Source organism: Mesorhizobium sp. LCM 4577, assembly GCF_001854795.2.
GTDB classification, from domain to species: domain Bacteria; phylum Pseudomonadota; class Alphaproteobacteria; order Rhizobiales; family Rhizobiaceae; genus Mesorhizobium; species Mesorhizobium plurifarium.
The window spans coordinates 1-23170 of sequence record NZ_MDDU01000029.1 but is presented as its reverse complement, the minus strand read 5'-3'; the positions used below and the strand labels follow the sequence as shown (position 1 = coordinate 23170).

The following is a 23170-nucleotide window of genomic DNA, read 5'->3' as shown; positions in this document are numbered from 1 at the left end:
GAACACCAGGCGGGCGGGGTCGATCCGGTCCTGATACTGAACCCACTGCGCCCGTCGGCGCGCCACGTCCGGACGATCCTGCTCGGCTGCAATCAACGTCTTTTTTTGTGACTGAGCTTCTCGGCGTGCACGAACTCCCAGACCGAGCGGTAGTCGACCTTCAGGCCGCGCTCGCCAAGCTCGGCCACAAGGCCGCGCAAGGTGAAGTCCTTCGTCCGGCAGCGCTCGACCAGCCAATCGCGCCAAGCGCCCGATATCTTCTTCGGCTTATAGCCGCCGACCTTGAGCGGCGCCACGCTGCCGGTCTCGTCCACCCGCTTCAACCATTCAATCGCCGCGCTGTAGCTGACGCCAAACCGAGCGGCGGCCGCACGCCGCGAAAGCCCTTCAACCTTGACTGCCGCGACAACCCGCTCGCGCAAATCCATCGAATATCCAGCCATCGATGCTGGCCTCCTGCCCAGCAGCGATGTTGAATCAGATCATTGCTGATTTGGGAATCCAACGACTCCTACAAACCTCATCCCGCTCTAGCCCTCGGCCACGCCTTCAGCATATTGCGCCAGGAACTCCTCGCTCGGCGGAATCGGCTTGATCACGTCGATCAGCACGCCATTGGGATCCCTGGTGATGAAGTGCCGCTGGCCGAACGGCTCGTCGCGCAAGCTACGCAATATCGGCAGGCCCGCGGCGACAACCCGCTCATAGACGGCGTCCGGATCGCGCACCTCGAAATTGATCAGCAGGCCGGACGTGCGTCCCCGTCCCTCCTCCGGAATCGTTTCGTGGTCGCCCTGGACGATGCCAAGGTTGACGCGCCTGTCCTCGGCTGACTGCAGGTGCACATACCAGTCGCTCTCGAAGAGCGGCTTGAAGCGGAAATGCTCGACATAGAAGGCGGCGGTGCCTGCGACGTCACCCGTCATCAGCACCGGATAATAGCTGGTCGTCTTCATCTTTCCTTCTCCTCGCATCCAACATACAGTCTGTATGTAAATGTAAATAACATACAGGCTGCATGTATGCAAGAAGAGTCCGGACGCCGCTCCAACCGTGACCGCACCGAGGCGACGCGCGCGGATCTGATCCGCGCGGCGCGGAAGCTGTTCACGGAAAAGTCCTATGCCGAGACCGGCACGCCGGAGATCGTCGCCGAGGCCGGTGTCACGCGCGGCGCGCTCTACCACCACTTCGCCGACAAGCAGGCGCTGTTCGCGGCGGTCGTCGAGCAGGAGGCTGCGGCCGTGGCGGCCGAGATCGATCAGGCCTCGCCGCCATCGCTGTCGGCGCGTGACGCGCTGATCGCCGGCTCGGACGCCTATCTCAAGGCGATGCGCGTGCCCGGCCGCACGCGGCTGCTGCTGCTCGACGGGCCGGCGGTGCTTGGACGCGCGGCCATGGACGAGATCGACAACCGCCACGGCAACCGCTCGCTGCGCGAAGGATTGGTCGCTGCAATGCGCGCGCAGGCAATGACCAGATTGCCGGCCGAGCCGCTGACCGCGCTGCTGGCCGCCGCCTTCGACCGGGCGGCTCTGGCCATCGAGGCCGGCGCGTCCGCCGAGGACTACCGTTCGGTACTGATCGCGCTCATGGACGGCTTGTCTCCGGCCCCTCCTCGATCCACACGCCCGGCTCCATCTCGTTGAAGCAGCCAAGCTGGCGCTTGAATTCGTCGATCAGCCAGGACGCGGCCGGCTTGGGGCTGCGGTCGGCGCGGTGCATGGCATAGAGCGGCGAGCGCACCTCGCGATAGGGCTCCAGATCGAGCTCCACCAGCCTGCCGCTGGCGAGGTCGTCGGCGATCAGCCAGCGCGGCAGGCCGCCCCAGCCGAGACCTTCGCGCATTAGGGCATGCTTGGTGCGCACGTCGGTCAGCCGCCAGGTGCGATAGGCAAACACACCATAGTCGCGCCCGCGCGTCCGCTCTGACTGGTCGGAGACGACGAGCTGGATATGCTCGCGCAGGTCCTCGACAGCCACCGGCTTCGGCAGTTTGGCCAAGGGGTGGTCCGGCGCCGCCGCCGGCACCATCGAGGTGAAGCCGATGCGCAGCAGAGTGACATCGGCATCGCCTTGCAGGCCGCCGAAGCCAAGATCCGACTGGCCATTGACGACCTGGTCGACGATCAGGCCGAGCGAGCCGATGTAAAGCCGCAGCATGACCGCAGGGAACTGCCCCTCGAAGGCCTTGAGCACGCGCACCAATGCCGGCGAAGGCAGCGCCACGTCGACCGATATCGCCACTTCCGCTTCCAGTCCTTGCCGGTAGCCGTCGGCGCGCGAACGGATGCGCTGCAGCACGCCGATCATGCGCCGCGCGTCCTCCAGCATCGCCTTGCCGACATCGGTCAGCTGCGGCTCGCGCACACCTTCGCGTTCGAACAGTTTCAGGCCGAGCTGCGCTTCGAGATTGGCGATGCCGTAGCTCACCACCGACTGCGCCCGGTTGAGCTTGCGCCCCGCGGCCGAGAAGCTGCCGGTATCGGCCACTGCCACGAGGATCTGGAGCTGATCCAAGGTCGGGTTTGGCTGCATAACCTCTCATCCATTTTATTGATGGATTGTATACATATTATACCAGTTATCCTGATAGGCCGGCAATCCCATATTGGCGTGGAAAGTTCAATCCAACCCCAAGGGGACACCGCCATGTCTATTCTTCTCGTTACGTCCAGCCCGCGCGGCGACGCTTCGCACTCGACCCGCGTCGCCACCGATCTTGCCCGGAAGCTCATTGCCGCCGATCCGGCCAACATCCTTGTCGTGCGCGATCTGGTCGCCAATCCGCTGCCGCATATAGATCCCGACTACGCCACCGGTATCTATACGCCGGCCGAAGCCCGCACACCGCGCCAGGCCGAGGTTGTCGGCGTTTCCGAGGCCGTGCTCGACGAGCTTTTCGCCGCCGACACCGTGATCCTCGCCACCGGCTTCATCAACTTCAACATCTCTTCGACGTTGAAGTCCTGGGTCGACCACGTCGCCCGCTCCGGCAGGACCTTTGCCTATGGCGAAGGCGGCCCGAAAGGCCTCGTCACCGGCAAGAAGGTCTATATCGTGCTTGCTTCCGGTGGCATCTATTCGGAAGGCGCCGCGGTACAGATGGACCATGCGGTTCCGTATCTGCGCAGCGTGCTCGGCTTCCTCGGCATGACCGACGTCGAAGTCATCCGCGTCGAGGGCGTCGGCATGGGCGCTGACGCGGTCACCGCAGCCCTTGCCAAGGCCACCGCCAAGGTCGATGCGATCGCGGCCGCCACTGCCGATCACGCCGCCGTCGCGGCCTGACCGCCGACGCCGTAAACGAAAGAGGCAGGCGCCCGCCAGCGCCTGCCTCTTTCTGTATTTCGCTCCCTCCCGGCGCTGGTGATCGTGGCGATCCAGAACGCGGTGCCGATCTGGAACGACTTTTTCTTCCCGCTGGTCCTGATCACCTCCGACAATTTGAAGACACTGCCGCAAGGGCTGACCGTGTTCGTCGGCGAATTCACCACCGACTGGGGGGTGCTGTTCACCGGGCTGACACTGGCGGCGCTGCCGATTACGCTGCTCTACATCGTGCTGTCGAAGCAGTTCATCTCCGGCATCACCCAAGGCGCCGTCAAATAGGCGCGGTCGAATAACGAAGAGATCGAGGATCATAAGTGGCGAACCAGAACAAGATCATCATCACCTGCGCCGTAACGGGCTCGATCCACACTCCGTCAATGTCGCCGCATCTGCCGGTGACGGCCGAAGAGATCGCCACCGCGGCGATCGAGGCGGCCGAGGCGGGCGCCGCGATCGTCCACCTTCACGCCCGCAACCCGGTCGACGGCCGCCCCGACCAGTCGACCGAGGCCTTCGCGCCTTTCCTGCAGGTCATCAAGCAGCGCTCCAACTGCGTCGTCAACATCACCACCGGCGGTGCGGCGACGATGAGTGTGGAGGAGCGCGTCAGGCCGGCGAAGGTGTTCGCGCCTGAGGTCGCCTCGCTCAACATGGGCTCGATGAACTTCGCGCTGTTCCCGATGCTGGAGCGCTTCAAGACCTTCGAGCACGACTGGGAGCGGCCTTATCTGGAATCCTCGCGCGACCGCATCTTCCGCAACACCTTCGGCGATATCGAGCACATATTGCGCACCTGCGCCGACAACGGCACGCGCTTCGAGATCGAGTGCTACGACATCGGCCATCTCTACACGCTGGCGCATTTCGTCGAGCGCGGCCTGGTCAAGGCGCCGTTCTTCGTCCAGAGCGTGTTCGGCATCCTTGGCGGCATCGGCACGCATCCGGAGGACGTTGCCCACATGAAGCGCACCGCCGACCGCCTGTTCGGCAACGACTATCACTGGTCGGTGCTGGGCGCCGGCCGCCATCAACTGCCGATCGCCACTCAGGCGATCGCGCTCGGCGGCAATGTCCGTGTCGGCCTCGAGGACTCGCTGTGGATCGGCAAGGGCAAGCTCGCCCGTTCCAGCGCCGAGCAGGTGACCAAGGTGCGCCAGATCATCGAAGGCCTCGGCGCCTCGATCGCCACGCCCGACGAAGCGCGCCAGATCCTGCAGCTCAAGGGCGGCGACAAGGTCGCGTTCTGATCAAGCAGAGGCTGGCCGGCGCAACCGAGGGCGGGCTAGCCGAACATCCTCTCGCCCTGCTCGTCGACGAGCTGGATGCCCTTCTTGATCGAGATGTCGACGGCGTCGTCCAGCCCGGCGAAGCGGTCGGCGCGGATGAAGCGATGTTCCTTCATCACGCCGTCGACCTCCTTGGAGACGACGCCGCAGGTCTGGTACTGGCCGTCGGCCTTGTAGGGCGTGGCGCTGATCAGGAAGCCCTTGTGCTCGACCTGCTTGGCCGGCTTGGCGGAACCGGTCTCCGTAGCCTCACCACCGCCGCCGCCGAAAAGCTTTTTCAGAAAAGACATTTTTCAAAACTCCATTTCACGCGGGCGCCGCAGGATTCATGGCGCATCTGTTCATTCAGACTTTGTCTCAGCATGCGCGAATGCGCCGCCGTGTTCCAGTCCCCTGACGAAAACGCCGACCAGCAGCTCGACCTGACGCCAAATCTCCTCGGCCTGCCGGCTGTTGGAATTCGCCACATAGCCGCTGGTCACGATGCCATGCACGCTTGACCACAAGGTCCGCGCCGCAAGCGCGCGGCGCTCGTCGTCGAGGCCGAAATCGCCGGCCTTGAGCACGCCGGCGACGATGTCGAAGAGTGCGTCGAGCAGCGCGTCATAGGCATCGGGGCCTGGCCGCGTCGCGCGGCGCCGGTTGAAGGCAAGCACCGCCGGCCAGCTGCCGGGATGCGCCTCTACGAAACGCACATAGGCCGCGGCCATGGCCAGGATGCGGTGCTGGACATCGCTCACCCCTTGCCTTTCGAGATCGGCCATCGCCGCCAGGCCTGTCGCGCCGAGCCGGTCGAGCAGCCGCATGTTGACGGCGCGGTGCACCTCGTCGAGATCGGTAAAGAGGTTGTAGACGGATCCGACCGAAATGCCGGCCTGCTCGGCGATGGTGCGCGCTTTCAGGTTCTCGGCGCCGCCCTCGTTGAGCAGCGCCTCGGCGATGGCGAGCACCTTCTCGCTCATTTCTTCCTTGTCGAGCGCCATGCTCTTTCCTGTCCTTATCTCCGGAGCCGGCGCGCCCGGCCCGGATTCATTCCATTGCCTGCGTTTACCATGCCCAACGCCTCATGAACAGCGTTCAAAATAATTCTTGAACAATGTTCATCTCCTGCTACGCCGGCTTCGTGAACATCGTTCACACAAATAGGGAGAAGGACCATACTTAGCCTGATCAAGACATTGCTGGACGGCGCCAGCGCCCGGGCCGAGGACAATCTGAAGGACCTTCGCCATCGATACCGCACCGACGAGCGCATCGCGGCCGAGACCACCGCCAAGATCGAGAAGGCGCGCAATGACAAGCTGATCAGCGAGTATGTCGGCAAGGATTGATCGCCTCTCGGTCGATAACGAAAAGGGCCCGGATCGCTCCGGGCCTTTTGCGCTGAACTGAAGAACTGCAGGCGGCCTTAGAGCGTTTCACCGTTTCACGGAAACGGCGAACCGCTCTATCTCTTTGTTTTTACGCAATTCCGGACGGAAAACCGATCACACTTTTCCTGGAATTGCTCTAGCGGCGCGACAGCGCCTCGATAGCCTCGGCGGCGTCTTCGAGGATGCTGATCGCCTCGGCCTGCTTGTCCTCCGGCGCATCGGCGATGTCGCCGAGCGCGGCGCGCAGCCGGTGGCGCAGCGCACGGAAGCGGTCACGCGTTTCCGAACGGCCGCGGCGCCCCTCGTCCTTGTCGTCGCCCCAGCCGAACCATTCGCGCGCCGCGGCCATCTTGCGGCCGAAGCGCTCGAGATGGTCGAGCACGCTGTCGATCATCTCGCGGTTCTCCTCGAGATGCGCCCTGCCGGCCTCGGTGATCGAAAACACCTTCTTGTTGCCTTCGCTGGCCGACACCGCGTAGCCCGCCTCCTCCAGGAAGGTCAGCGTCGGATAGACCACGCCCGGGCTCGGGCTGTAGATGCCGCTGGTGTGCTCTTCCAGCGCCTTGATGATGTCGTAGCCGTGGCGCGGTGCATCGGCGAGCAGCGACAGCGTGATCAGCTTGAGATCGCCGTCGGCCAGCATGCGCCCGGCGCGGAACATGTCGCCCGGGCCGCCGCGGCCGCCACCCCTGCCGCCATGGCCGAACGGACCGAACCCGCCGCCCCCTCTGCCACCGAATTTGCCGGCCATGCGCATGAACATGCGCTCGCCGAAATGATTGTGCCCGAAATGGTCGTGTCTGTGCATGGATTGCTCCTTGAGTTATATCTTACGATACATCTTAAGTTAGGCGCACTTCCCGTGGAGTCAAGATATATCTTACGATGTATCGTACAACGCGCCAAGGCCCTGGCGTCACGGTGATTTGGGAAGTGGAGCCCGCCTACCAGTGACCCTTGCGCCGGTTCCAGGCGTAGAGAAGGTCCGCGAAACGGTCATAGGCAAAGCGCGTCAGCGGCAGGGTGACAGGGTTGCCGAACAGGGACGCCAGCCATCCCTCGCCCGGCGTGAGCCGCCACACCGCAACGGCCACGTCGGCGCCGACCAGCAACCGCCCTGCGCTATCGGTCGTATGCAGCCGGCGGCGGATATCCTCGAGCGAGGCGCCGAAGGCAGAAAGCGCTTCGGGTTCGAAATTGATGTCGCGGAATTCGACGTGACCCGACTTGACCGCCTCGATCAGCCGCCTCTTCTGGCGGCTGATGYCGGCGTCGCACACCGGACAGCGCGTGTTGTACCATACGGTGAGCAAAGGCGCGGACACGGCCCGACTATCGGCGATAGAGCATGATGCCGAAAAGTGTGATGCGGTTTTCGGACGACATCATGCTCTATTCCTTAGATTGGAGACGGATTCAGATTTCAGGTCGTTCGACCTGAGATCATCCGTCTTTAGGCGCGGCGCCGCAATGTGACCGATCAGTCAAGCTGTCTCCGCGCTTCACCCAAGCGAACTGATGATCTCGCGATAGGCGAATTCCGGGAACGCCTTCATCGTCCGCGTCTTGACGTTGCCGCCCGACGACAACATCAGCGCGAAGCGGGCGAGCACCGCGTCGTCTGGGGCTTCGACGATGGCCACCATGTCGCATTCGCCCATGGTCAAATAGAATGATTTGAACGAGCCGCCCATTTCCCCCAGCAGCTTCTTGGCGGCATCGAGCCGTTTCGGCGACTCCCGCACATTCCTGGCGCCCAGCTCGGTCCAGTTGATAAGCACGATGTAGGTTGTCATGGCACACCTCCCTCCGGGGCCACGGAGCGCGGCGCCGTTACGACCGGCGCCGGGGCGGGCATCCGGCTTGTCGCCCACAAATGCATCCGACCCCGAAATTATCCTCCTGTCGGGCAAACCCGGCAAGGCGGCATGAGAGATGGCCGGGAACGCAAAAAGGGCGCCCGAGGCGCCCTTTTGATCTTCGTATGATTGCGTTCCGCTCAGCTGTCGAGGAAGCTTCTGAGCTTGCGCGACCGGCTCGGATGCTTGAGCTTGCGCAGCGCCTTGGCTTCGATCTGGCGGATACGCTCACGCGTCACCGAGAACTGCTGGCCGACCTCTTCCAGCGTGTGGTCGGTGTTCATGCCGATGCCGAAGCGCATTCTGAGCACGCGCTCCTCGCGCGGGGTGAGCGAGGCCAGCACGCGTGTGGTCGTCTCGCGCAGGTTGGCCTGGATCGCCGCGTCGATCGGCAGGATCGCCATCTTGTCCTCGATGAAGTCGCCGAGATGCGAATCCTCCTCGTCGCCGACAGGCGTTTCGAGCGAGATCGGCTCCTTGGCGATCTTCAGGACCTTGCGCACCTTTTCCAGCGGCATGGCGAGTTTTTCCGCCAGTTCCTCCGGCGTCGGCTCCCGGCCGATCTCGTGCAGCATCTGGCGCGAAGTGCGCACGATCTTGTTGATCGTCTCGATCATGTGCACCGGAATGCGGATGGTGCGCGCCTGGTCGGCGATCGAGCGGGTGATGGCCTGCCGGATCCACCAGGTGGCGTAGGTCGAGAACTTGTAGCCGCGGCGGTATTCGAACTTATCGACCGCCTTCATCAGGCCGATATTGCCTTCCTGGATGAGATCCAGGAACTGCAGGCCGCGGTTGGTGTATTTCTTGGCGATGGAGATGACGAGGCGCAGGTTCGCCTCGACCATTTCCTTCTTGGCGATCGCGGCCTCGCGCTCGCCCTTCTGCACCTGGTTGACGATCTTGCGGAATTCCAGGATCGAGATCGCCGTTTCGGTGGCGAGATTCTGGATCTCGGCGCGCAGCTCCTTGATCGTGTCCTTCTCGTTCTTGGTGAATTCCTTCCAACCGCGCGAGGTGAGATTCGCGATCGAGCGGGTCCAGTTCGGATCGAGCTCGGAGCCCTGATACTCCTTGAGGAATTCCTCGCGGCGCACACCGTAGCTTTCGGCAAGCCGCAGAAGCTTGCCCTCGTTCTGCACCAGGCGCTTGTTGATGTCGTAGAGCTGCTCGACCAGCGCCTCGATGCGCGCGGCGTTGAGCGACAGCGACTTCACCGCCTTGATCAACTGGTCCTTCAGCTCCTTCAGGCGGCGGTCCTGGCTGGGCGAAAGCGTGCCGGCGGCGGCCAGGCGGTTCTCGACCTGCTGGTCCTGCAGCTTGCGCAGCTTCTTGTAGGTGTCGGCAATGACGTCGAGCGTCTCCATCACCTGCGGGCGCAGTTCCGCTTCCATCGCGGCCAGCGACAGGCTCGCCTCGTCCTCGTCGTCTTCCTCTTCCTCCAGCCCGCGCGTGTCGCCGCCGACATTGGTGATGTCGTCTTCTTCCTCGCGCGCTGCCGCGCGGCCGCGCGGCTTCTCTTCGGGCTTGGAGGGCGCTTCCTCGACGCGTTCGACGACCGGCGCCTGCTTGGCCTCGGGGCCGGCATAGGTCGCCTCGAGGTCGATGATCTCGCGCAGCAGGATCTTCGATTCGTTGAGCTCGTCGCGCCAGATGATGATGGCCTGGAAGGTCAGCGGGCTTTCGCACAGACCCGCGATCATCGTCTCGCGGCCGGCCTCTATGCGCTTGGCGATGGCGATTTCGCCCTCGCGCGACAGAAGCTCGACCGAACCCATCTCACGCAGATACATGCGCACCGGGTCGTCGGTGCGGTCGGTCGGCTCTTTCTTGGTGGTCGTGGCGGCGACGGCGGTGCCGGTCTGCTCGGCGAGCTCGTTGGCGTCCTCCTCGCTGTCGGCGGGCGCTTCGCCTTCGGTCTCTTCACCCTGCTCGTCGTCCTCGACGACATTGATGCCCATGTCGTTGAGCATCGCATTGATGTCTTCGATGCGGTCCGGATCCGTCTCTTCCGAGGGCAGCACCGCATTGAGTTCGTCGAGCGTGACATAGCCGCGTTTCTTCGCGGCCTTGATCATCTTCTTGACAGCATCGTCGGAAAGGTCGAGCAGAGGGCCATCGGTGGCGCCTTCACGTTCGGTCTCGACCTCTTCCTTTTCCTTTGTCGCCATTCTTTGTCGTCTCCAAGCGGCCTTATATCGAAGCCGCGTAAACTGCCGGACCGGTCATGCCGGACGCGCTCGCACCAGAACGCTTCTTACCGGCCCACCAACCGCATCATCTCTTTTTGGTGCATGTCGTTGCCCCAAAACCGGGTCTCCACTTTTGGGCGACATGCATTAAGTCCAGATTAACCCTGATATCTGGGGCAGGCACTTTGCCTGTCCAGCCATCACCAGTACCTCACATCGCTCAAATTTCCCGCCGACGCCGGGGCACGGTTAACGTTTCGAATCGTCCTGATTCCGCCAATCTGCCAGAAGGTCAAGCGCCTCTGGCATGATTCGCATGAAAAAAGCGAATCAATTACCCGACTTAGAGGCGTCGATTCGACGCGCTGCGCATTTCCACTTCACTTCCAATGGGCGGTGTTGGGGCCCTAAACGCGGCCAACCCTGCCCGACGACACGCCGAACCCTTCGATCAGCGCTTCCGTTGCCTGCACATCGTTGAATTGCGCTTGAATCTCGACGAGATGCCGGAAGTTTTCGTCCGAAGGGTCTGCATCGAGCGCCGCCTGCGCCTGTTTCAGCTCTCTATGTAATGTGCGGGCGCTACGCTGCAAGTGCATCGCCTGGTTGAAGGCGTCGCGGGCGTCATCGAGCGCCGCGGTCTCGAGCGCCGGCCACTGCCGTGCCCGCTTGATCAGCTCCACCGCCCGCTCCCAGATGCCGCCGCATCCGGCGCGCTCGATGGTGGCGATGACCGCGCCGCGCTCGTCGGCCGCGTCATGCGCCATGGCGTCGAGAATAGCCGCATGGAGCTTGCGCAAATCCGAATTGGCAAGGTCGAGGAATTCGACATGCGCGAAATTCTCGTCGATCAGCGCCGGATGGTTGACGAGCGCCACGATGATCGTCGCCTCGCGCACCGACATCCCCTCGCCGCTGCGCTTGACCAGCGCCGACTGTCCAAGGCTTTCGGTGATCGCGATGCGGCCGCTTCCACCTTTGGCGAACTGGCCGCCGAGCGCCGCGGCCTTGCCCTGGCCTCGATCTCCCGGCCGGCCGCCATCCTTACGGCCCTGCCTGGTGTCACGCTGGGCGCCAAAGAAACTCCGCACGCGCTCGCGCATCACCTGTTGATATTCGTAGCGCACACTTTCGTCGCGGATACGGCTGGCGAGCTCACTCAGCCTCTTTCCTAATTCGGCGCGACGCTCCGGCGTTTCGAAGACGCCGCCGGCGGTCTCCCGCATCCATAGCAGGTCGACCAGCGGCCGCGCATCGGCCAGCACCGCCCGGAATGCGTCTGGGCCCTCGGCCTTGACCAGATCGTCGGGGTCCTTGCCTTCCGGCAGCAAAGCAAAACGAGCCGAGCGCCCGGCCTGCACCGAAGGCAGAGCGAGATCGGCGGCACGCCATGCCGCTTTCAACCCGGCCTTGTCGCCGTCGAAGCACAGCACCGGCTCCGGCGCCATGCGCCACAGGAGCTCGAGCTGGTTTTCGGTGAGCGCCGTGCCAAGCGGCGCCACGGCGTTCTCGAAGCCGGCCTGCGCCAACGCGATCACGTCCATATAGCCTTCGACCGCGATCACCGTTCCGCCCTTTGCCAAGGCCTTGCGGGCGCGGGCGAAATTGTAGAGCACGTTGCCCTTGTGGAAGAGCTCGGTCTCGGGCGAGTTCATGTATTTGGCCAAGGCGTCGGGCGCCAGCGCGCGACCGCCGAAGGCGATGATCTTGCCGCGCGAATCCGGGATCGGAAACATGATGCGGTCGCGGAACCAGTCATAGGAGACCGGAATGTCGTCGCCATGCCGCACCAGTCCGCAGGCCTCGATATCGGCCTTCGGCACGCCCTTGGCAGCGAGATGCTCCTTCAACGCATTGCGGCTGTCGGGCGCATAGCCCAGCCGGAAGGATTGCTGCGTCGCCGGCGTCAGCCCGCGGTCACGCAGATAGGCGCGAGCTTTGGCGCCGTCGGCGCTCTGCAGCCGCTCCTGGAAAAAGGCCGTCGCCATTTCCATCACATCGGTCAGGCTGGCGCGTTCCTTCTCGCGCCGTTCTTCCCGCTCATCGCGCACCGGCATCGGCACGCCGGCCATTTCGGCGATCTTCTCGACCGCCTCGGGAAAACTCATGCCGTCGAGTTCGGTGAGGAACTTGAAGTGATCGCCCGAAACCGAACAGCCGAAGCAGTGGTAACGGCCCTTCTTGTCCTCGCAATGGAAGGACGGGCTTTTCTCGCCGTGGAACGGGCAGCAGGCCCAATAGTCGCCGCGCGACGTGTTGGTCTTCTTCCTGTCCCACGCGACGCGCTGGCCGATGACCTGAGAAATCGGCACACGGTCGCGTATCTCGTCGAGGAAGGCGGGCGGAAAGCGCATCGGGTGAAAGCTCGTTTGCCTCCATATAATCGAGCCGCCCGGGCACGGCCACTCCGGCCAGCCGATCGTACCCGCTTTTCACAGACGAAAAGAAGGCGGCCGGAAGGCCGCCTTCTGAATTTCCGGATTGCCGTGGATTAGTGCGCGGCGATCGCGCCGAAGATGATGCCGGAAAGGATGCTGACCAGCACATAATCGTTGCCGACGCGGATCCACTCCTGACCGGGGCCGGGGCGGCGCAGGCCGTAGCGGTTCCAGTCGCGGATCGGCTGATGGCGCTTCCAGTTGGAATATTTCTGGCCGTTGCGCCAATGGCTGCGCTTCACGACGACCTTCTTCTTCACGACACGCTTGTCGACATGCCTGCCGGGCTTCTGCCAATCGACCCGAGTGTAGTTCGACTGCGGCGTGCTCGGCTGGACGAGCGGCGCGGCCTGGCCGGAGAAGGCCGAGGCGGCCAGCATCGAGGCGGTGAGGGCGGAAAGTATGAGACGCTTCATGGTCGGTACTCCTTGTTGTCGATAGACGGAGGAGTAACCGCCAATGGATGAACCGAAACTGAACGCCAGAATTACAATTCTGTAATGGTTTCCGATGCTTGCGCAAGCTACTTCAACAACGCCTCGGATCGTCCCCGGCTATGCCGCCGAGGTTGGGCAGTATGAAGCGAAAACGCAGCCGCCGGGCGTATGCAACCAATGCTTCCTCCATTCATTTCCGACATGCGCCGTCGAGCCGAGACGATCATCGCATCAGAAAAATCTATTATTCGGCTAATCTTAATTGGTATATTTCGACGCGTTGAATGACTAAGATTCGTACTCCTCTCCGCGTCGCCGGAGCCAACTCGCGAGGTCGGCTGTGAGCGGCTCCGTCGTCCTCCTGCACCTTGCCGGCGCGGTGGCGCTGATGCTGTTCGCCACCCGCATGGTGAAGACAGGGGTCGAGCGCGCCTATGGCGACGTGCTGCGCCACAGGTTGCGCGCCACCATGYGCAATCCGGTCATGGCGGTGCTGGCCGGCTGTGGGCTGGCGGTCGCGCTGCAGAGCTCGACCGCGGTGACGCTGCTGGTCGGCTCCTTCGCCGGCGCCGGCATCGTTTCGGGCGCCGCCGGGCAATTGGCGGTGCGCGGCGCCGAGATCGGCTCGGCGCTTGTGGCCAAGCTGCTCACCTTCGACCTCACGCTTCTGGTGCCGCTCTGCCTGATCGCCGGAACTGTCATGTTCATGGCCACCGAACGGCGCGACTGGCGGCAACTCGGCCGCATCCTGATCGGCGTCGGCCTGCTGATCCTGTCGCTGGAGATGATCGGCCAGGCGTCGGAGCCGCTGCGCAACAGCCAGTTGATGCCGCTGATCATCAATTATTTCTCAGGCGATTCCATTACCACCTACCTGCTGGCCGCGCTGGTCACCTGGCTGTTCCAGTCGAGCATCGCCGCAGTGCTCTTGATGGCGACGCTGGCGGGCCGCGGGCTGATCACGCCGGAACTGGGTGTCGTCCTGGTGCTGGGCGTCAACCTTGGCTCGTCGCTGATTGCGCCGATGCTGACGCGGTCGGCGCCGCCGGAGGTGCGCATCGTACCGGTCGGCAATCTCCTGATGCGCGGCCTCGGCTCGCTGATCATGCTGGTCCTGATCATGACCTTCAAGCCGGATGTCGCCTTCCTCGGCAGGACCGCGCCGGATCAGATCGTCAACGCCCATATCCTGTTCAACGTGCTGATCCTGCTCGCTGGGCTGCCGCTGGCCGGTCTCGTCTACCGCGCTTCCGAAAAGATCGTGGCGCTGGGCACCAAGCCTCAACCCGCCGCCACGCTCGAGGTCGTGGAGCTTTCGGCGCTGAACGAGAGCGCCCTCGACACGCCGAGCCAGGCGCTGGCCAACGCCACGCGCGAGGTGGTGCGGGTCTGCGAGACGGTCGAGATCATGCTGAAGCGCATCATCGAGCTCTACGAAGATGCCGATCCCGCCAAGATCAAGGCGCTTGCCGCGCTCGACGACCGCGTCGACAGGAAGCATGCCGCGATCAAGCTCTATCTCGCCAAGATCACCAGGAATCCGCTGACCGAGGACGAGGCATTGCGGTGCCAGGAGCTGATCGGCGCCTGCGTCAAGCTGGAACAGGTCGGCGACATCATCGTGCGCAACATGCTGGTACATGTCAGGAAGAAGCTGGAGCGCGGCCTGGAATTCACCCCCGAGGGCTGGCAGGAGCTTTGCGCGTTTCATTCCTCGGTGCTGGCCAACGCGCGCCTTGCCTTCAACGTGCTGGTCTCGCGCGACCCGGAAACCGCCAGGCAGTTGGTTCTGGAGAAGGACCTGCTGCGCGAGCGCGAGAAGGAAACCAGCGCCAGCCATTTCCTGCGCCTGCGCGAAGGCACCGCCAAGAGCGTCGAGACGAGCTCGATCCACCTCGACACCATCCGCGACCTGAAGCAGATCAACTCGCTGCTTGCCTCGATCGCCTATCCGGTGCTTGAGGAGCGCGGCCTGCTCGGCGGCTCCCGATTGAAGGCAAGCTGAGCCGATCGGGACCTGCTGAAGAAATTAGTCTTTGCTCATCCTCGCTTCCGTCGGCTAAGGATCGCCTGAGGACCTGTTGGGAGGACGATCGGCCGATGGACACGCATTCGCGCAGCTTCGCCAAGGCGCTTTCATGGCGCGCCACCGGCACGATCGACACGATGATCATTTCGCTGGTGATCACCGGCAGCGTAAAGCTCGCCGCAGCCATCGGCGGGACAGAAGTTGTCACAAAGTCGCTGCTCTTTTACCTTCATGAGCGAGCCTGGCTGAAAATTCCTTACGGCAGAAACAAGAAGCCGGCCTCGTTGCCGGCGACCGAGGCTGAGCCAAATCTGATCAAGAAAAGCTAAAGCGCCATCGCCAATTTCTGCATTGCCGCGCCCGCCCAAGCGTGGTTTGAGGCCATGCATTTCCTCGCCTGTGTTTTGAATCATGCTGCCGCTGATTGCCCTTTTCCTTGCCGCCTTCGCCTTCGGCACCACCGAATTCGTCATCGCCGGCGTGCTGCCGGAGGTGGCGCAAGGCCTCGGCGTTTCGGTGCCGACCGCTGGCTATCTCGTCTCCGGCTATGCCTGCGGCATCGCCATCGGCGGCCCACTGCTGGCTTTGGTCACGGGCAAAGTGTCGCGCAAGACGCTGCTGATCGGCCTGACGATCGCCTTCACGCTTGGCCAGGTGGCCTGCGCGCTAGCCCCCGATTTCACCGCGATGCTTCTGCTGCGTATCGCCACCGCCGTGGCGCATGGCTGCTATTTCGGCGTCGCCATGGTGGTTGCGGTCAGTCTGGTGCGCGAGGACCAGCGCGGCCGGGCGGTCGCGGTCATCCTCTCGGGGTTGACGGTTTCCAATGTCATCGGCGTGCCCGCCGGCACCGCGATCGGCAGCCTGTGGGGCTGGCGCGCGACCTTCTGGGTGATGGGCGCGCTGGGCCTCGTCGCGATTATCGCTATGCTGGCGCTGCTGCCGCGAACGGCGGGCGCCGCCAACCGACCGGCCGGGCTGGCGCGCGAAGTTCGTGTGCTCGGCCGCCAGCAGGTCTGGACCTCGCTGATCCTCATGCTGATGCTGATGATCGGCCAATTTGCGCTGTTCACCTACATCACGCCGATGCTGCTCGAAGTGACCGGCCTCGACGATAGCCTGATCCCATGGGTGCTGCTGCTCAACGGCGTCGGCGCCACGATCGGCGTTCTGGTCGGCGGCAAGCTCGCCGACTGGAAGCTGATGCCGTCGCTGATCGTCATGCTCGCCCTGCAGGCGGTGGCGCTGGGTGTCATCCACCTTGTCAGCCCCTACCCGGTGCCGATGATCGTGGCCATCGTCATCTGGGGCGGTCTCAACTTCGCCATCGGCGCGCCGATCCAGACGCGCATCCTCGCCTGGACGGCCGATGCCTCCAACCTCGCTTCCTCGCTGATCCCGTCCGGCTTCAATGTCGGCATCGCGCTCGCCGCGTCGCTGGGCGCGGCGATGCTCAATGCCGGCTATGGCTATCGCAGCCTGCCGCTGGCCGGCGCGCTGGCCATGCTGGTGGCGGTGGTGGTGGCTGTCGCCTCGCAGGCCTGGGAATGGCGCAGCCGCGCGACGCCGCCGCTGCCGGCCGCGGCCGAGTAACGGACCAAGCTTTCGGTTTGTTGCCTCAGACCTTCGGTCGCGAGAAGTCCGCAGCTCCTGAAAGGATGGAAGCCAGGCTTTGAAGGCCTTCCTTCAACCGTTCGCGGTTGGGGGTAGCGCCTAGCGCCAGGCGGAAGCCATTGGCGAAGTCCGCCCCTATGGCGAACTCTTCCGCAGGGCTGATGGCCAGCCCCCGGCGACGGGCGATGTCGGCAAGTTCGGCTGAGCGCAACTCACTCTTCAGCGGATGCCACAGATGCAGGCCGGCATCCGTTGCCGCGAAAGCTTTGGAGAGGATGGTGCGGGCAATCTCTTGCCTGGCCAGCGCTTCGGCGCGTACGGCGTTGGTGATCTCGCCGGCAAGGCCGCTTCGCAGCCACTCGCAGGCAAGGCCCGTCATCAGCGGCGGYGCCATCATGGTGGTGCCGCGTATCGCTGCCGCGAACCGCTCCGCGGCTTGCGCGTCCGGCGCCGCCAGAAAGGCCGTGCGCAGGAAAGGCGATATGCATTTCGCCAATGTCGCGACATGGAGGGTTCGCTCGGGCGCCAAGGTCAGAAAGGCCGGCGGCGGCGCCGTCAGCAAGCGGCTGTAGGGATCGTCCTCAACGATGGCCAGCTCGAGCTTCGCGGCCATGCGGGCGAGTTCGCGCCGCCTGCCTTCGGGCATGACGGATGCGGTCGGATTTTGCAGCGTCGGATTGAGGTAGACGAAGCGGGCGCCGTGCCGTCGCGCCGCTTCTTCGAGATCGTCCGGCCGCATGCCCTCGCCGTCATCGCCGACAGCGGCAAGCTTGCGTCGCGTGGCCCCGGCCAGCGCGATCAGCCCGGGATAGGTCAGCGCATCGGCCAGGATCGTGTCGCCCTCCTGGGTCTCCGCCAGCACGACGGCCGTGAGCAGCGCCTGCGCGCCCGAACCGACAACGACCCTGTCGGCCGGTAGCCTGTCTCCCGCCGCGGCGAGCCATGACGAGCCGGCGGCGCGCTCCGCGGGCGAGCCCGGGCCGGGATGATAGGAAAGCAGCGCTTCCGCGCTGGAGCGCTTGAGCAACCCCTCGATGCCTATGCGGATCAGGGCCGGCAGGTTGAGGCCGGCAGGGGCCGGCGGGATGTTCATGCTGAGATCGAGGGCAGGCTCTTCCGGTTCGCCCGGCGTGACGAAGGTGCCGCGGCCCGCCGTCGCGTCGATCAGGTTTCTGCGCCTGGCTTCGGAAAACGCCCGCGTCACGGTCGTAAGATCGACCCCGAGCAGCCGGGCAAGTTCCCGCTGCGGCGGCAACCTGTCGCCCGGCTGCAAACGACCGTTCGAACGGGCATCCGCGAGAGCGTCGACGATCTTGAGATAGACGGGTCTTGGCCCCGCCGGCAAAGCCGGGAGCCAGCCGAGGTCACTTTCGCCGGTCACCTATCGCCATCCATACACTTTGTCGCATTGTATGCATACAAGAATGATATATGTATGTATCCGCGATCTCAAGGCCGGCTCGGCCTCACGCGAGATCCACTGGAGCGACGATCATGCAAGACCTTGCGCATTATCCACATCTGGTGCCCTGGCAGGTGGGAATTCGGGGCCGCTGTCCGCGTTGCGGCGAGGGCCACCTGTTTGAGGGATTCCTCAAGCTGGCRCCGAAATGCGACGTCTGCGGGCTCGACTATTCCTTTGCCGATCCCGCCGACGGGCCGGCCTTCTTCGTCATCTGCTTTGCCTGCGTGCCTTCGGTCCTGTTCGCCGTCTGGGCGCAGGTGACCTTCGAGCCCTCCATGTGGTTCCACGCTTTCGTTTCGATCCCGATCGTTCTCGCGACCTGCATCCCGCCGCTCAGGCCGCTCAAAGGCTGGCTCGTGGCAAGCCAGTTCTACCACAAGGCGGAAGAAGGAAGGCTGGCCAAGCCCGGCGAGTAACCGCCGAACCGATCTAAAGATCGATCCGATATTTGAGGCTTTCCGCGCCACCATAGGCGGCGGCCTTGGCGAAGCGCCCGACAAGCACTCCGCCATTGGCGAGGATCACCTTCTGGGATGCAAGATTGTCGAGGTCCGTGGTGATCTCGACATGGTCCAGGCCCACTGCCCTCGCCTCTTCGAGCATCAGCCGCAACGCTTCGGTGGCATAACCGCGCCCCTTCTTCCACGGCACCACCGCATAACCGATATGGCCAAGCACGTGCGGCGGCAGCGCCGATGTGCCTTTTTGCCAGCGCAGGCCTATCGAGCCGGCAGCCTCGCCATCCCAGATCCAGCGTCGAAAGCCAGGCAGGCGCGGCACGGTCGTGCCGTCGGGCAGTGTGATGGGCGGCCCCTTGGCCTCCGGATCGTCGAGGCCGGCAAGAAAGGCCACCGGATCCTGTTCGATCGCCTCGAGCTGCTCGCGCGTCGCTTCCAGCAGCCGCACATTGTCGGGCGACCACCCGCGCTCGAGCGCCGCCTTGTAGGACGGCAAATGTTCGAGTGCGGGTTTGACGATCTCGATCATTGTTCGTTTCCCTATCGAGACCGGGATAGCCGCCACGCGGATCGCTCTCAAGTCGCCTGGAACTGGATTTCGCCCTTGTTGAGGAAACAGGCCTTGTCGAACAGCGACAGGTCGAGCGGGTTCGGCAGCCGGATATCGCCGATATCCGGGAACGGTTTCCGGGCGGGATCGTAGGACCTGTCGACCTGGGAGATGAAGACCAGCACCAGCCCGCGTTCGCGGGCGAACGACCTCAGCGCGCGTATCTGGACCATGAGCTCAGGATTCTCGCGCTTCTGGTCGAGCAGTTGCAGATAGTCGATCACCGCCAGCGTGCCGCTAGGCGCCGACCGCAACGCCTCGATGATGTAGGCGGCGCTGATGGCGTCGGAATTGTCGAAGGTGAACAGGTGGTCGAAATCGGCAGGGTCGGCGCCGATGTCCCGGAACCGGCCCAGTATGTCGGCATGCATGTATTCCAGGGTGAAGAATACGGCGCGACCGCCCTGCTTCATGGCCGCCACGGCGAGTTCGAGGCTCATCAGCGTCTTGCCTTGGCCCGGTCGCGCCGCCACGAGGACCATGTCGCCGGGTATCAGCCGGGCCAGCAGCCTGTCGCCAGGCGCAGCCTCGGCGACCTTGGCCGCAAGCAGGCTCCAACTGGCAAAGCCTTCTTCACCGGCAACGCGGTCGAGCGCCTTATGGAGTGGAACATTTTCCCGGCGGGACAGGAGCCTCGCCTGGCGTTTCAGATGATGGACGGGTGCGGAAAGCCGCATCGAAAACCTCCTGCCGCGAGCAGTCTTGGCAACCCCTCCTTATGCCTGGCGCTCGAACAGTTGGTCGGGTGATCGACTGCCCTGCATGAACGATGCTTCCCGGTGGAGGGAGGAGGCGTGGGCGCGCCGGAATCAGATCATAGCGCAATCGAAGCGGGCCGAAAATCCGACCTCCAAAAGGTGTCGCTAAACTAGAAGTGTTTCGCCGAGGGATGCGAGACCTTCTATGATCGGCTCGGCTGATTCACGGGTGCGAGACATTTCGACGGGAGGGGCAAGAGGGTGCGGTTGAGATCTGTTCCGCTGGGCGCGGCCATCTTCTGCCTTGTCGCGATCCTGGCAGCGCTGACGGCATCGGTCAGCTCTTTCGCGGCCTTGCGGCCGTCGACCATTCCCGACTGGCTGCAGCGCCACGTCGGCGACGGCGAAGGCCAGATTTCTCAGATCGTGCTGGAGCGGGCGCGCGCGCTCTACCAGAAGAAGGTCAGCGAAGGCTCGGTCAGCAACCCCTGCTATTTCGCCATGGATGCCACGCGTCCCGGCGACCTCGGCAACAATGTGCTCGGCCAGCGTTATTATATCATCTGCGAAGCCAAGCAGATCTTCCGCGCGGTTTCCTCGGGCCATGGCGGCGGCCGCAACCTGAAGGGCGTCGCCGATTTCTCCAACGGCAGGCGCTGCGCGAAAAACTTCGGCAACGCGATGGACTCCGAGCTGACGGCCGGCGGCGCTTACTTGACCGCCGAGACCAAAACCTCCTTCAAGGGCTACTATCGCGTYGGCGCTGAGAACGCGGCATTCGTGCGCACCTTCGTCCAGTTCGACGGCGAAGGGGAGACGGCGAACGCCAGGCAGCGTGTCATCGGCGGGCACCCGGCGGTCATCCTGAAGGGCTTGTGCATGCGCAAGAACCCACAAAGCTCTTACGCCGACCACGACGGCTTTGTGCCCTACGGCAAGCTGGTGAATTACGCCGGCGGCCGCAGCAATGGCTGCACCAGCTGGTCGCCGGCCGATGCCGAGCAGATCATCCCCCTAGTGAAGAACAGCCCGACGACGCTCTACATCTACCCTGAATCGCGCGACATCGCCGCCGTCGCCCGCGCCAAGGCCGCCGGCCAGGCGCTCTCAAGCGCTGGTCCTTATTGGAACGCCTCCTGCCTGAAGGAGATCGGCACCCCCAAATTCTGGCCGAAGAAGATGCTGGAGCCGATCATCGCCCAGTACAAGAAGGATCATCCGGCGCCGCCGCAGCAGCCGGTGCCGATGTGCAAGGACTAAAGCAATTCCAGGAAAAGTGCGTTGCGGTTTCTGTTCGGAATTGCGTAAAAACAAGAACCTAGCGCGGTTCGGTGATTCCGTGAAACACTGAACCGCTCCAGGCTGCCGTCTACTGAAGCAGCCCCTTGATGATGGCGCTGGCCTTGGCGAAGTCCATCTGGCCGGCATATTTCTGCTTCAGTGCGCCGAWCACCTTGCCCATGTCCTTCTGGCTGGCCGCACCTGTCGCCGCGATCGCCTCGCGCGCAGCGGTCGCAATCGCTTGATCGTCGAGCTGCGTCGGCAGGAACGCGCGAATAATCTCCATCTCGCCGCGCTCCTGTGCCGCCAGTTCCGGCCGCTTGCCATCCTCGAAGGCCTTGGCCGATTCCTCGCGCTGCTTCACCATCTTGGCGAGGATCTGCAGGATCTCGTCCTCGCTCGCCGGCGGCTTGCCGGCGCCGCGATTGGCGATGTCGCGGTCGTGGATGGCTGCCTGGATCAGCCGCAGCGTCGGCAGGCGGTGCTTGTCCTGCGCCTTCATCGCGCTCTTCATGGATTCGGCGATTTTCTCGCGCATCGTGCTTCTCCTTCGAATGCGGCGGACAATAGCTTCGCCGAACGGGTAACGCAAATTCTGGCAAGCCGCTGATATTGCTGGACGAATACTAATCAAACCTGGCTCGACGCAGCCTCATTGACCGCTTGGGCGCCTTCGCCTATGTACTCGGTCCTGCATGAGACAATGAGTTGACGCGAGGGAGCTGAAAATATCCAGCCCGCGCGTCTTGCCGCGCAAACGGTTCCGCCGACCCGTTGAAGCGCCTGACAGGAGTGCCGCCATGGCCACGACCACCGCCCCCTGGGCCACCGAAAAGCCGACCGCCCTTCTGGTGCTCGCCGACGGCACGGTGATCGAGGGCCGCGGTCTCGGCGCCACCGGATCGGCCGTCGCGGAAGTGTGCTTCAACACCGCGCTGACCGGTTACGAGGAGATCCTCACCGATCCTTCCTATGCCGGCCAGATCGTCACCTTCACCTTCCCGCATATCGGCAATGTCGGCACCAATGACGAGGATATCGAGGACTTGCATCCGGCCGCCCGCGCCGGCGCTGTCGGCGCGATCTTCAAGGCCAATGTCACCGACCCGTCGAACTATCGCGCCGCCGGCCATCTCGACCAGTGGCTGAAGCGGCGCGGCATCGTCGCGCTGTCCGGCATCGATACTCGCGCGCTGACCGTGCTGATCCGCGAGAAGGGGATGCCCAATGCCGTCATCGCGCATGCGCCCGACGGCGTCTTCGACATCGAGGACCTGAAGCGGCAAGCCGCGGCCTGGTCGGGCCTGATCGGCCTCGATCTCGCCAAGGAGGTCACGTCCGGCCAATCCTCGGTCTGGCGCGAGACGCCCTGGATCTGGAACGAGGGCTATGGCGAGCAGAGCGAGCCGTCAATGCATGTCGTGGCCATCGACTATGGCGTCAAGCGCAACATCCTGCGCCTGCTGGCAGGCCTCGGCGCCAAGGTCACCGTCGTCCCGGCCAAGACGGGCGCGGAGGAAATCCTGGCCATGCAGCCGGACGGCGTCTTCCTGTCGAACGGCCCCGGCGACCCGGAAGYGACCGGCGAATATGCCGTGCCGGTGATCCAGAACCTCTTGAAGACCGACATCCCGGTGTTCGGCATCTGCCTCGGCCACCAGATGCTGGCGTTGGCGCTCGGCGGCAGGACCGAGAAGATGCATCAGGGCCACCACGGCGCCAACCATCCGGTCAAGGACCACACCACCGGCAAGGTCGAGATCGTGTCGATGAACCACGGTTTCGCCGTCGACGCAGACTCGCTGCCCGAAGGCGTCGAGGAAACCCACGTCTCGCTCTTCGACGGATCGAATTGCGGCATCGCGCTGACCGGCCGTCCGGTCTTCTCGGTCCAGCATCATCCCGAGGCCTCCCCCGGCCCGCAGGATTCGCACTACCTGTTCCGCCGCTTCGTCAACCTGATCCGCGAACGGCGCGGTGAGGAAGCGCTGGCGGAACGGGCCTAGAGCCGGATGAGATTTATGGGAGTCGTGGGATTCCCAAATCAGCGATGATCTGATTCAACCTTGATGCTGGGCAGGAGGCCAGCATGGATGG

General features: G+C 63.9%; 25 protein-coding genes and 1 pseudogene. 11 read left to right on the top strand and 15 right to left on the bottom strand.

Features of this window, described 5'->3' with window-relative positions:
* Window positions 1-443: pseudogene (locus tag LCM4577_RS24620) on the bottom strand (helix-turn-helix domain-containing protein); the annotation flags it as partial.
* 87 nt (window positions 444-530) lie between these two features.
* Window positions 531-956, bottom strand: coding sequence for a VOC family protein (locus LCM4577_RS24615; RefSeq protein WP_041005998.1), 426 nt, complete (start codon window positions 954-956; stop codon window positions 531-533).
* 66 nt (window positions 957-1022) lie between these two features.
* On the opposite strand from LCM4577_RS24615, the gene LCM4577_RS24610 reads away from it, so the two are divergent.
* The gene (locus LCM4577_RS24610; protein ID WP_041005923.1) at window positions 1023-1649 is read left to right on the top strand and encodes a TetR/AcrR family transcriptional regulator; all 627 of its coding nucleotides are present in this window, start codon (window positions 1023-1025) and stop codon (window positions 1647-1649) included.
* Here LCM4577_RS24610 and LCM4577_RS24605 read toward each other — a convergent pair.
* Complete coding sequence (locus LCM4577_RS24605; protein ID WP_041005924.1) at window positions 1591-2538, bottom strand: LysR family transcriptional regulator; 948 nt, start codon at window positions 2536-2538, stop codon at window positions 1591-1593. The genes LCM4577_RS24610 and LCM4577_RS24605 overlap by 59 nt on opposite strands.
* A 114-nt stretch (window positions 2539-2652) precedes the next feature.
* Between LCM4577_RS24605 and LCM4577_RS24600 the strand changes: the two genes are divergently transcribed.
* The 3 genes from LCM4577_RS24600 to LCM4577_RS24590 all read left to right on the top strand — a co-directional run bounded on the left by LCM4577_RS24600 (window position 2653) and on the right by LCM4577_RS24590 (window position 4580).
* On the top strand, window positions 2653-3291 hold the full coding sequence (locus tag LCM4577_RS24600; RefSeq protein WP_071035051.1) for an FMN-dependent NADH-azoreductase: 639 nt from the start codon (window positions 2653-2655) through the stop codon (window positions 3289-3291).
* Between the two features lie 84 nt (window positions 3292-3375).
* A complete protein-coding gene (locus LCM4577_RS24595) occupies window positions 3376-3612 on the top strand; it encodes a hypothetical protein (RefSeq protein ID WP_225248035.1) in 237 nt (78 codons plus the stop codon).
* 35 nt (window positions 3613-3647) lie between these two features.
* Window positions 3648-4580 carry a 3-keto-5-aminohexanoate cleavage protein gene (locus LCM4577_RS24590; protein WP_040989481.1) on the top strand — a complete coding sequence of 311 codons (933 nt, stop codon included), beginning with the start codon at window positions 3648-3650 and terminating at the stop codon, window positions 4578-4580.
* A gap of 35 nt (window positions 4581-4615) precedes the next feature.
* Here the strand turns inward: LCM4577_RS24590 and LCM4577_RS24585 are convergent, their stop codons facing one another.
* Window positions 4616-4909: an HlyU family transcriptional regulator gene (locus LCM4577_RS24585; protein WP_040989483.1), complete on the bottom strand. Its 294-nt coding sequence runs from the start codon at window positions 4907-4909 to the stop codon at window positions 4616-4618.
* A 51-nt stretch (window positions 4910-4960) separates the two neighbouring features.
* On the bottom strand, window positions 4961-5602 hold the full coding sequence (locus LCM4577_RS24580; RefSeq protein ID WP_041002379.1) for a TetR/AcrR family transcriptional regulator: 642 nt from the start codon (window positions 5600-5602) through the stop codon (window positions 4961-4963).
* A gap of 195 nt (window positions 5603-5797) precedes the next feature.
* Here LCM4577_RS24580 and LCM4577_RS24575 point away from each other — a divergent pair, with 195 nt between their 5' ends.
* The gene (locus LCM4577_RS24575; protein ID WP_157900499.1) at window positions 5798-5950 is read left to right on the top strand and encodes a hypothetical protein; all 153 of its coding nucleotides are present in this window, start codon (window positions 5798-5800) and stop codon (window positions 5948-5950) included.
* 178 nt (window positions 5951-6128) lie between these two features.
* On the opposite strand, the gene LCM4577_RS24570 is transcribed toward LCM4577_RS24575, so the two are convergent.
* From LCM4577_RS24570 to LCM4577_RS24545, 6 genes are all read right to left on the bottom strand, one after another.
* A complete protein-coding gene (locus LCM4577_RS24570; protein ID WP_071073916.1) occupies window positions 6129-6800 on the bottom strand; it encodes a PadR family transcriptional regulator in 672 nt (223 codons plus the stop codon).
* Between the two features lie 136 nt (window positions 6801-6936).
* The gene (locus tag LCM4577_RS24565) at window positions 6937-7305 is read right to left on the bottom strand and encodes a thiol-disulfide oxidoreductase DCC family protein (RefSeq protein ID WP_071073917.1); all 369 of its coding nucleotides are present in this window, start codon (window positions 7303-7305) and stop codon (window positions 6937-6939) included.
* A 189-nt stretch (window positions 7306-7494) separates the two neighbouring features.
* Complete coding sequence (locus tag LCM4577_RS24560; RefSeq protein WP_040989491.1) at window positions 7495-7788, bottom strand: GYD domain-containing protein; 294 nt, start codon at window positions 7786-7788, stop codon at window positions 7495-7497.
* A gap of 203 nt (window positions 7789-7991) precedes the next feature.
* Window positions 7992-10022 (bottom strand): RNA polymerase sigma factor RpoD, encoded by a 2031-nt coding sequence (gene rpoD / locus LCM4577_RS24555; protein ID WP_071073915.1) that lies wholly within the window; start codon window positions 10020-10022, stop codon window positions 7992-7994.
* A gap of 428 nt (window positions 10023-10450) precedes the next feature.
* Window positions 10451-12397 (bottom strand): DNA primase, encoded by a 1947-nt coding sequence (gene dnaG, locus LCM4577_RS24550; protein ID WP_041005933.1) that lies wholly within the window; start codon window positions 12395-12397, stop codon window positions 10451-10453.
* Between the two features lie 137 nt (window positions 12398-12534).
* Window positions 12535-12897 (bottom strand): RcnB family protein, encoded by a 363-nt coding sequence (locus LCM4577_RS24545; RefSeq protein WP_071073914.1) that lies wholly within the window; start codon window positions 12895-12897, stop codon window positions 12535-12537.
* Between the two features lie 361 nt (window positions 12898-13258).
* Between LCM4577_RS24545 and LCM4577_RS24540 the strand changes: the two genes are divergently transcribed.
* The 3 genes from LCM4577_RS24540 (at window position 13259) to LCM4577_RS24530 (ending at window position 16540) form a co-directional block, all read left to right on the top strand.
* Window positions 13259-14923, top strand: a complete 1665-nt coding sequence (locus LCM4577_RS24540) for a Na/Pi cotransporter family protein (protein ID WP_071073913.1) — start codon at window positions 13259-13261, stop codon at window positions 14921-14923.
* Between the two features lie 95 nt (window positions 14924-15018).
* On the top strand, window positions 15019-15276 hold the full coding sequence (locus tag LCM4577_RS24535; RefSeq protein WP_071035034.1) for a DUF2061 domain-containing protein: 258 nt from the start codon (window positions 15019-15021) through the stop codon (window positions 15274-15276).
* A 79-nt stretch (window positions 15277-15355) separates the two neighbouring features.
* Entirely contained in the window at window positions 15356-16540 is a 1185-nt protein-coding gene (locus LCM4577_RS24530; RefSeq protein WP_116390160.1) for an MFS transporter, read from the top strand.
* Between the two features lie 25 nt (window positions 16541-16565).
* On the opposite strand, the gene LCM4577_RS24525 is transcribed toward LCM4577_RS24530, so the two are convergent.
* A complete protein-coding gene (locus tag LCM4577_RS24525; protein WP_071073911.1) occupies window positions 16566-17942 on the bottom strand; it encodes a PLP-dependent aminotransferase family protein in 1377 nt (458 codons plus the stop codon).
* A 113-nt stretch (window positions 17943-18055) separates the two neighbouring features.
* On the opposite strand from LCM4577_RS24525, the gene LCM4577_RS24520 reads away from it, so the two are divergent.
* Complete coding sequence (locus LCM4577_RS24520; protein ID WP_040989503.1) at window positions 18056-18442, top strand: DUF983 domain-containing protein; 387 nt, start codon at window positions 18056-18058, stop codon at window positions 18440-18442.
* A 13-nt stretch (window positions 18443-18455) separates the two neighbouring features.
* On the opposite strand, the gene LCM4577_RS24515 is transcribed toward LCM4577_RS24520, so the two are convergent.
* Window positions 18456-19013 carry a GNAT family N-acetyltransferase gene (locus LCM4577_RS24515; protein ID WP_071035027.1) on the bottom strand — a complete coding sequence of 186 codons (558 nt, stop codon included), beginning with the start codon at window positions 19011-19013 and terminating at the stop codon, window positions 18456-18458.
* A 47-nt stretch (window positions 19014-19060) separates the two neighbouring features.
* Window positions 19061-19771, bottom strand: a complete 711-nt coding sequence (locus LCM4577_RS24510; RefSeq protein WP_071035025.1) for a DNA helicase — start codon at window positions 19769-19771, stop codon at window positions 19061-19063.
* 282 nt (window positions 19772-20053) lie between these two features.
* On the opposite strand from LCM4577_RS24510, the gene LCM4577_RS24505 reads away from it, so the two are divergent.
* Window positions 20054-21052: a hypothetical protein gene (locus LCM4577_RS24505; protein WP_071073910.1), complete on the top strand. Its 999-nt coding sequence runs from the start codon at window positions 20054-20056 to the stop codon at window positions 21050-21052.
* A 109-nt stretch (window positions 21053-21161) separates the two neighbouring features.
* Here the strand turns inward: LCM4577_RS24505 and LCM4577_RS24500 are convergent, their stop codons facing one another.
* Complete coding sequence (locus LCM4577_RS24500; RefSeq protein WP_071073909.1) at window positions 21162-21611, bottom strand: GatB/YqeY domain-containing protein; 450 nt, start codon at window positions 21609-21611, stop codon at window positions 21162-21164.
* A 262-nt stretch (window positions 21612-21873) separates the two neighbouring features.
* Here LCM4577_RS24500 and carA point away from each other — a divergent pair, with 262 nt between their 5' ends.
* Complete coding sequence (gene carA, locus LCM4577_RS24495) at window positions 21874-23079, top strand: glutamine-hydrolyzing carbamoyl-phosphate synthase small subunit (RefSeq protein ID WP_071073908.1); 1206 nt, start codon at window positions 21874-21876, stop codon at window positions 23077-23079.
* Window positions 23080-23170 lie beyond the last annotated feature (91 nt).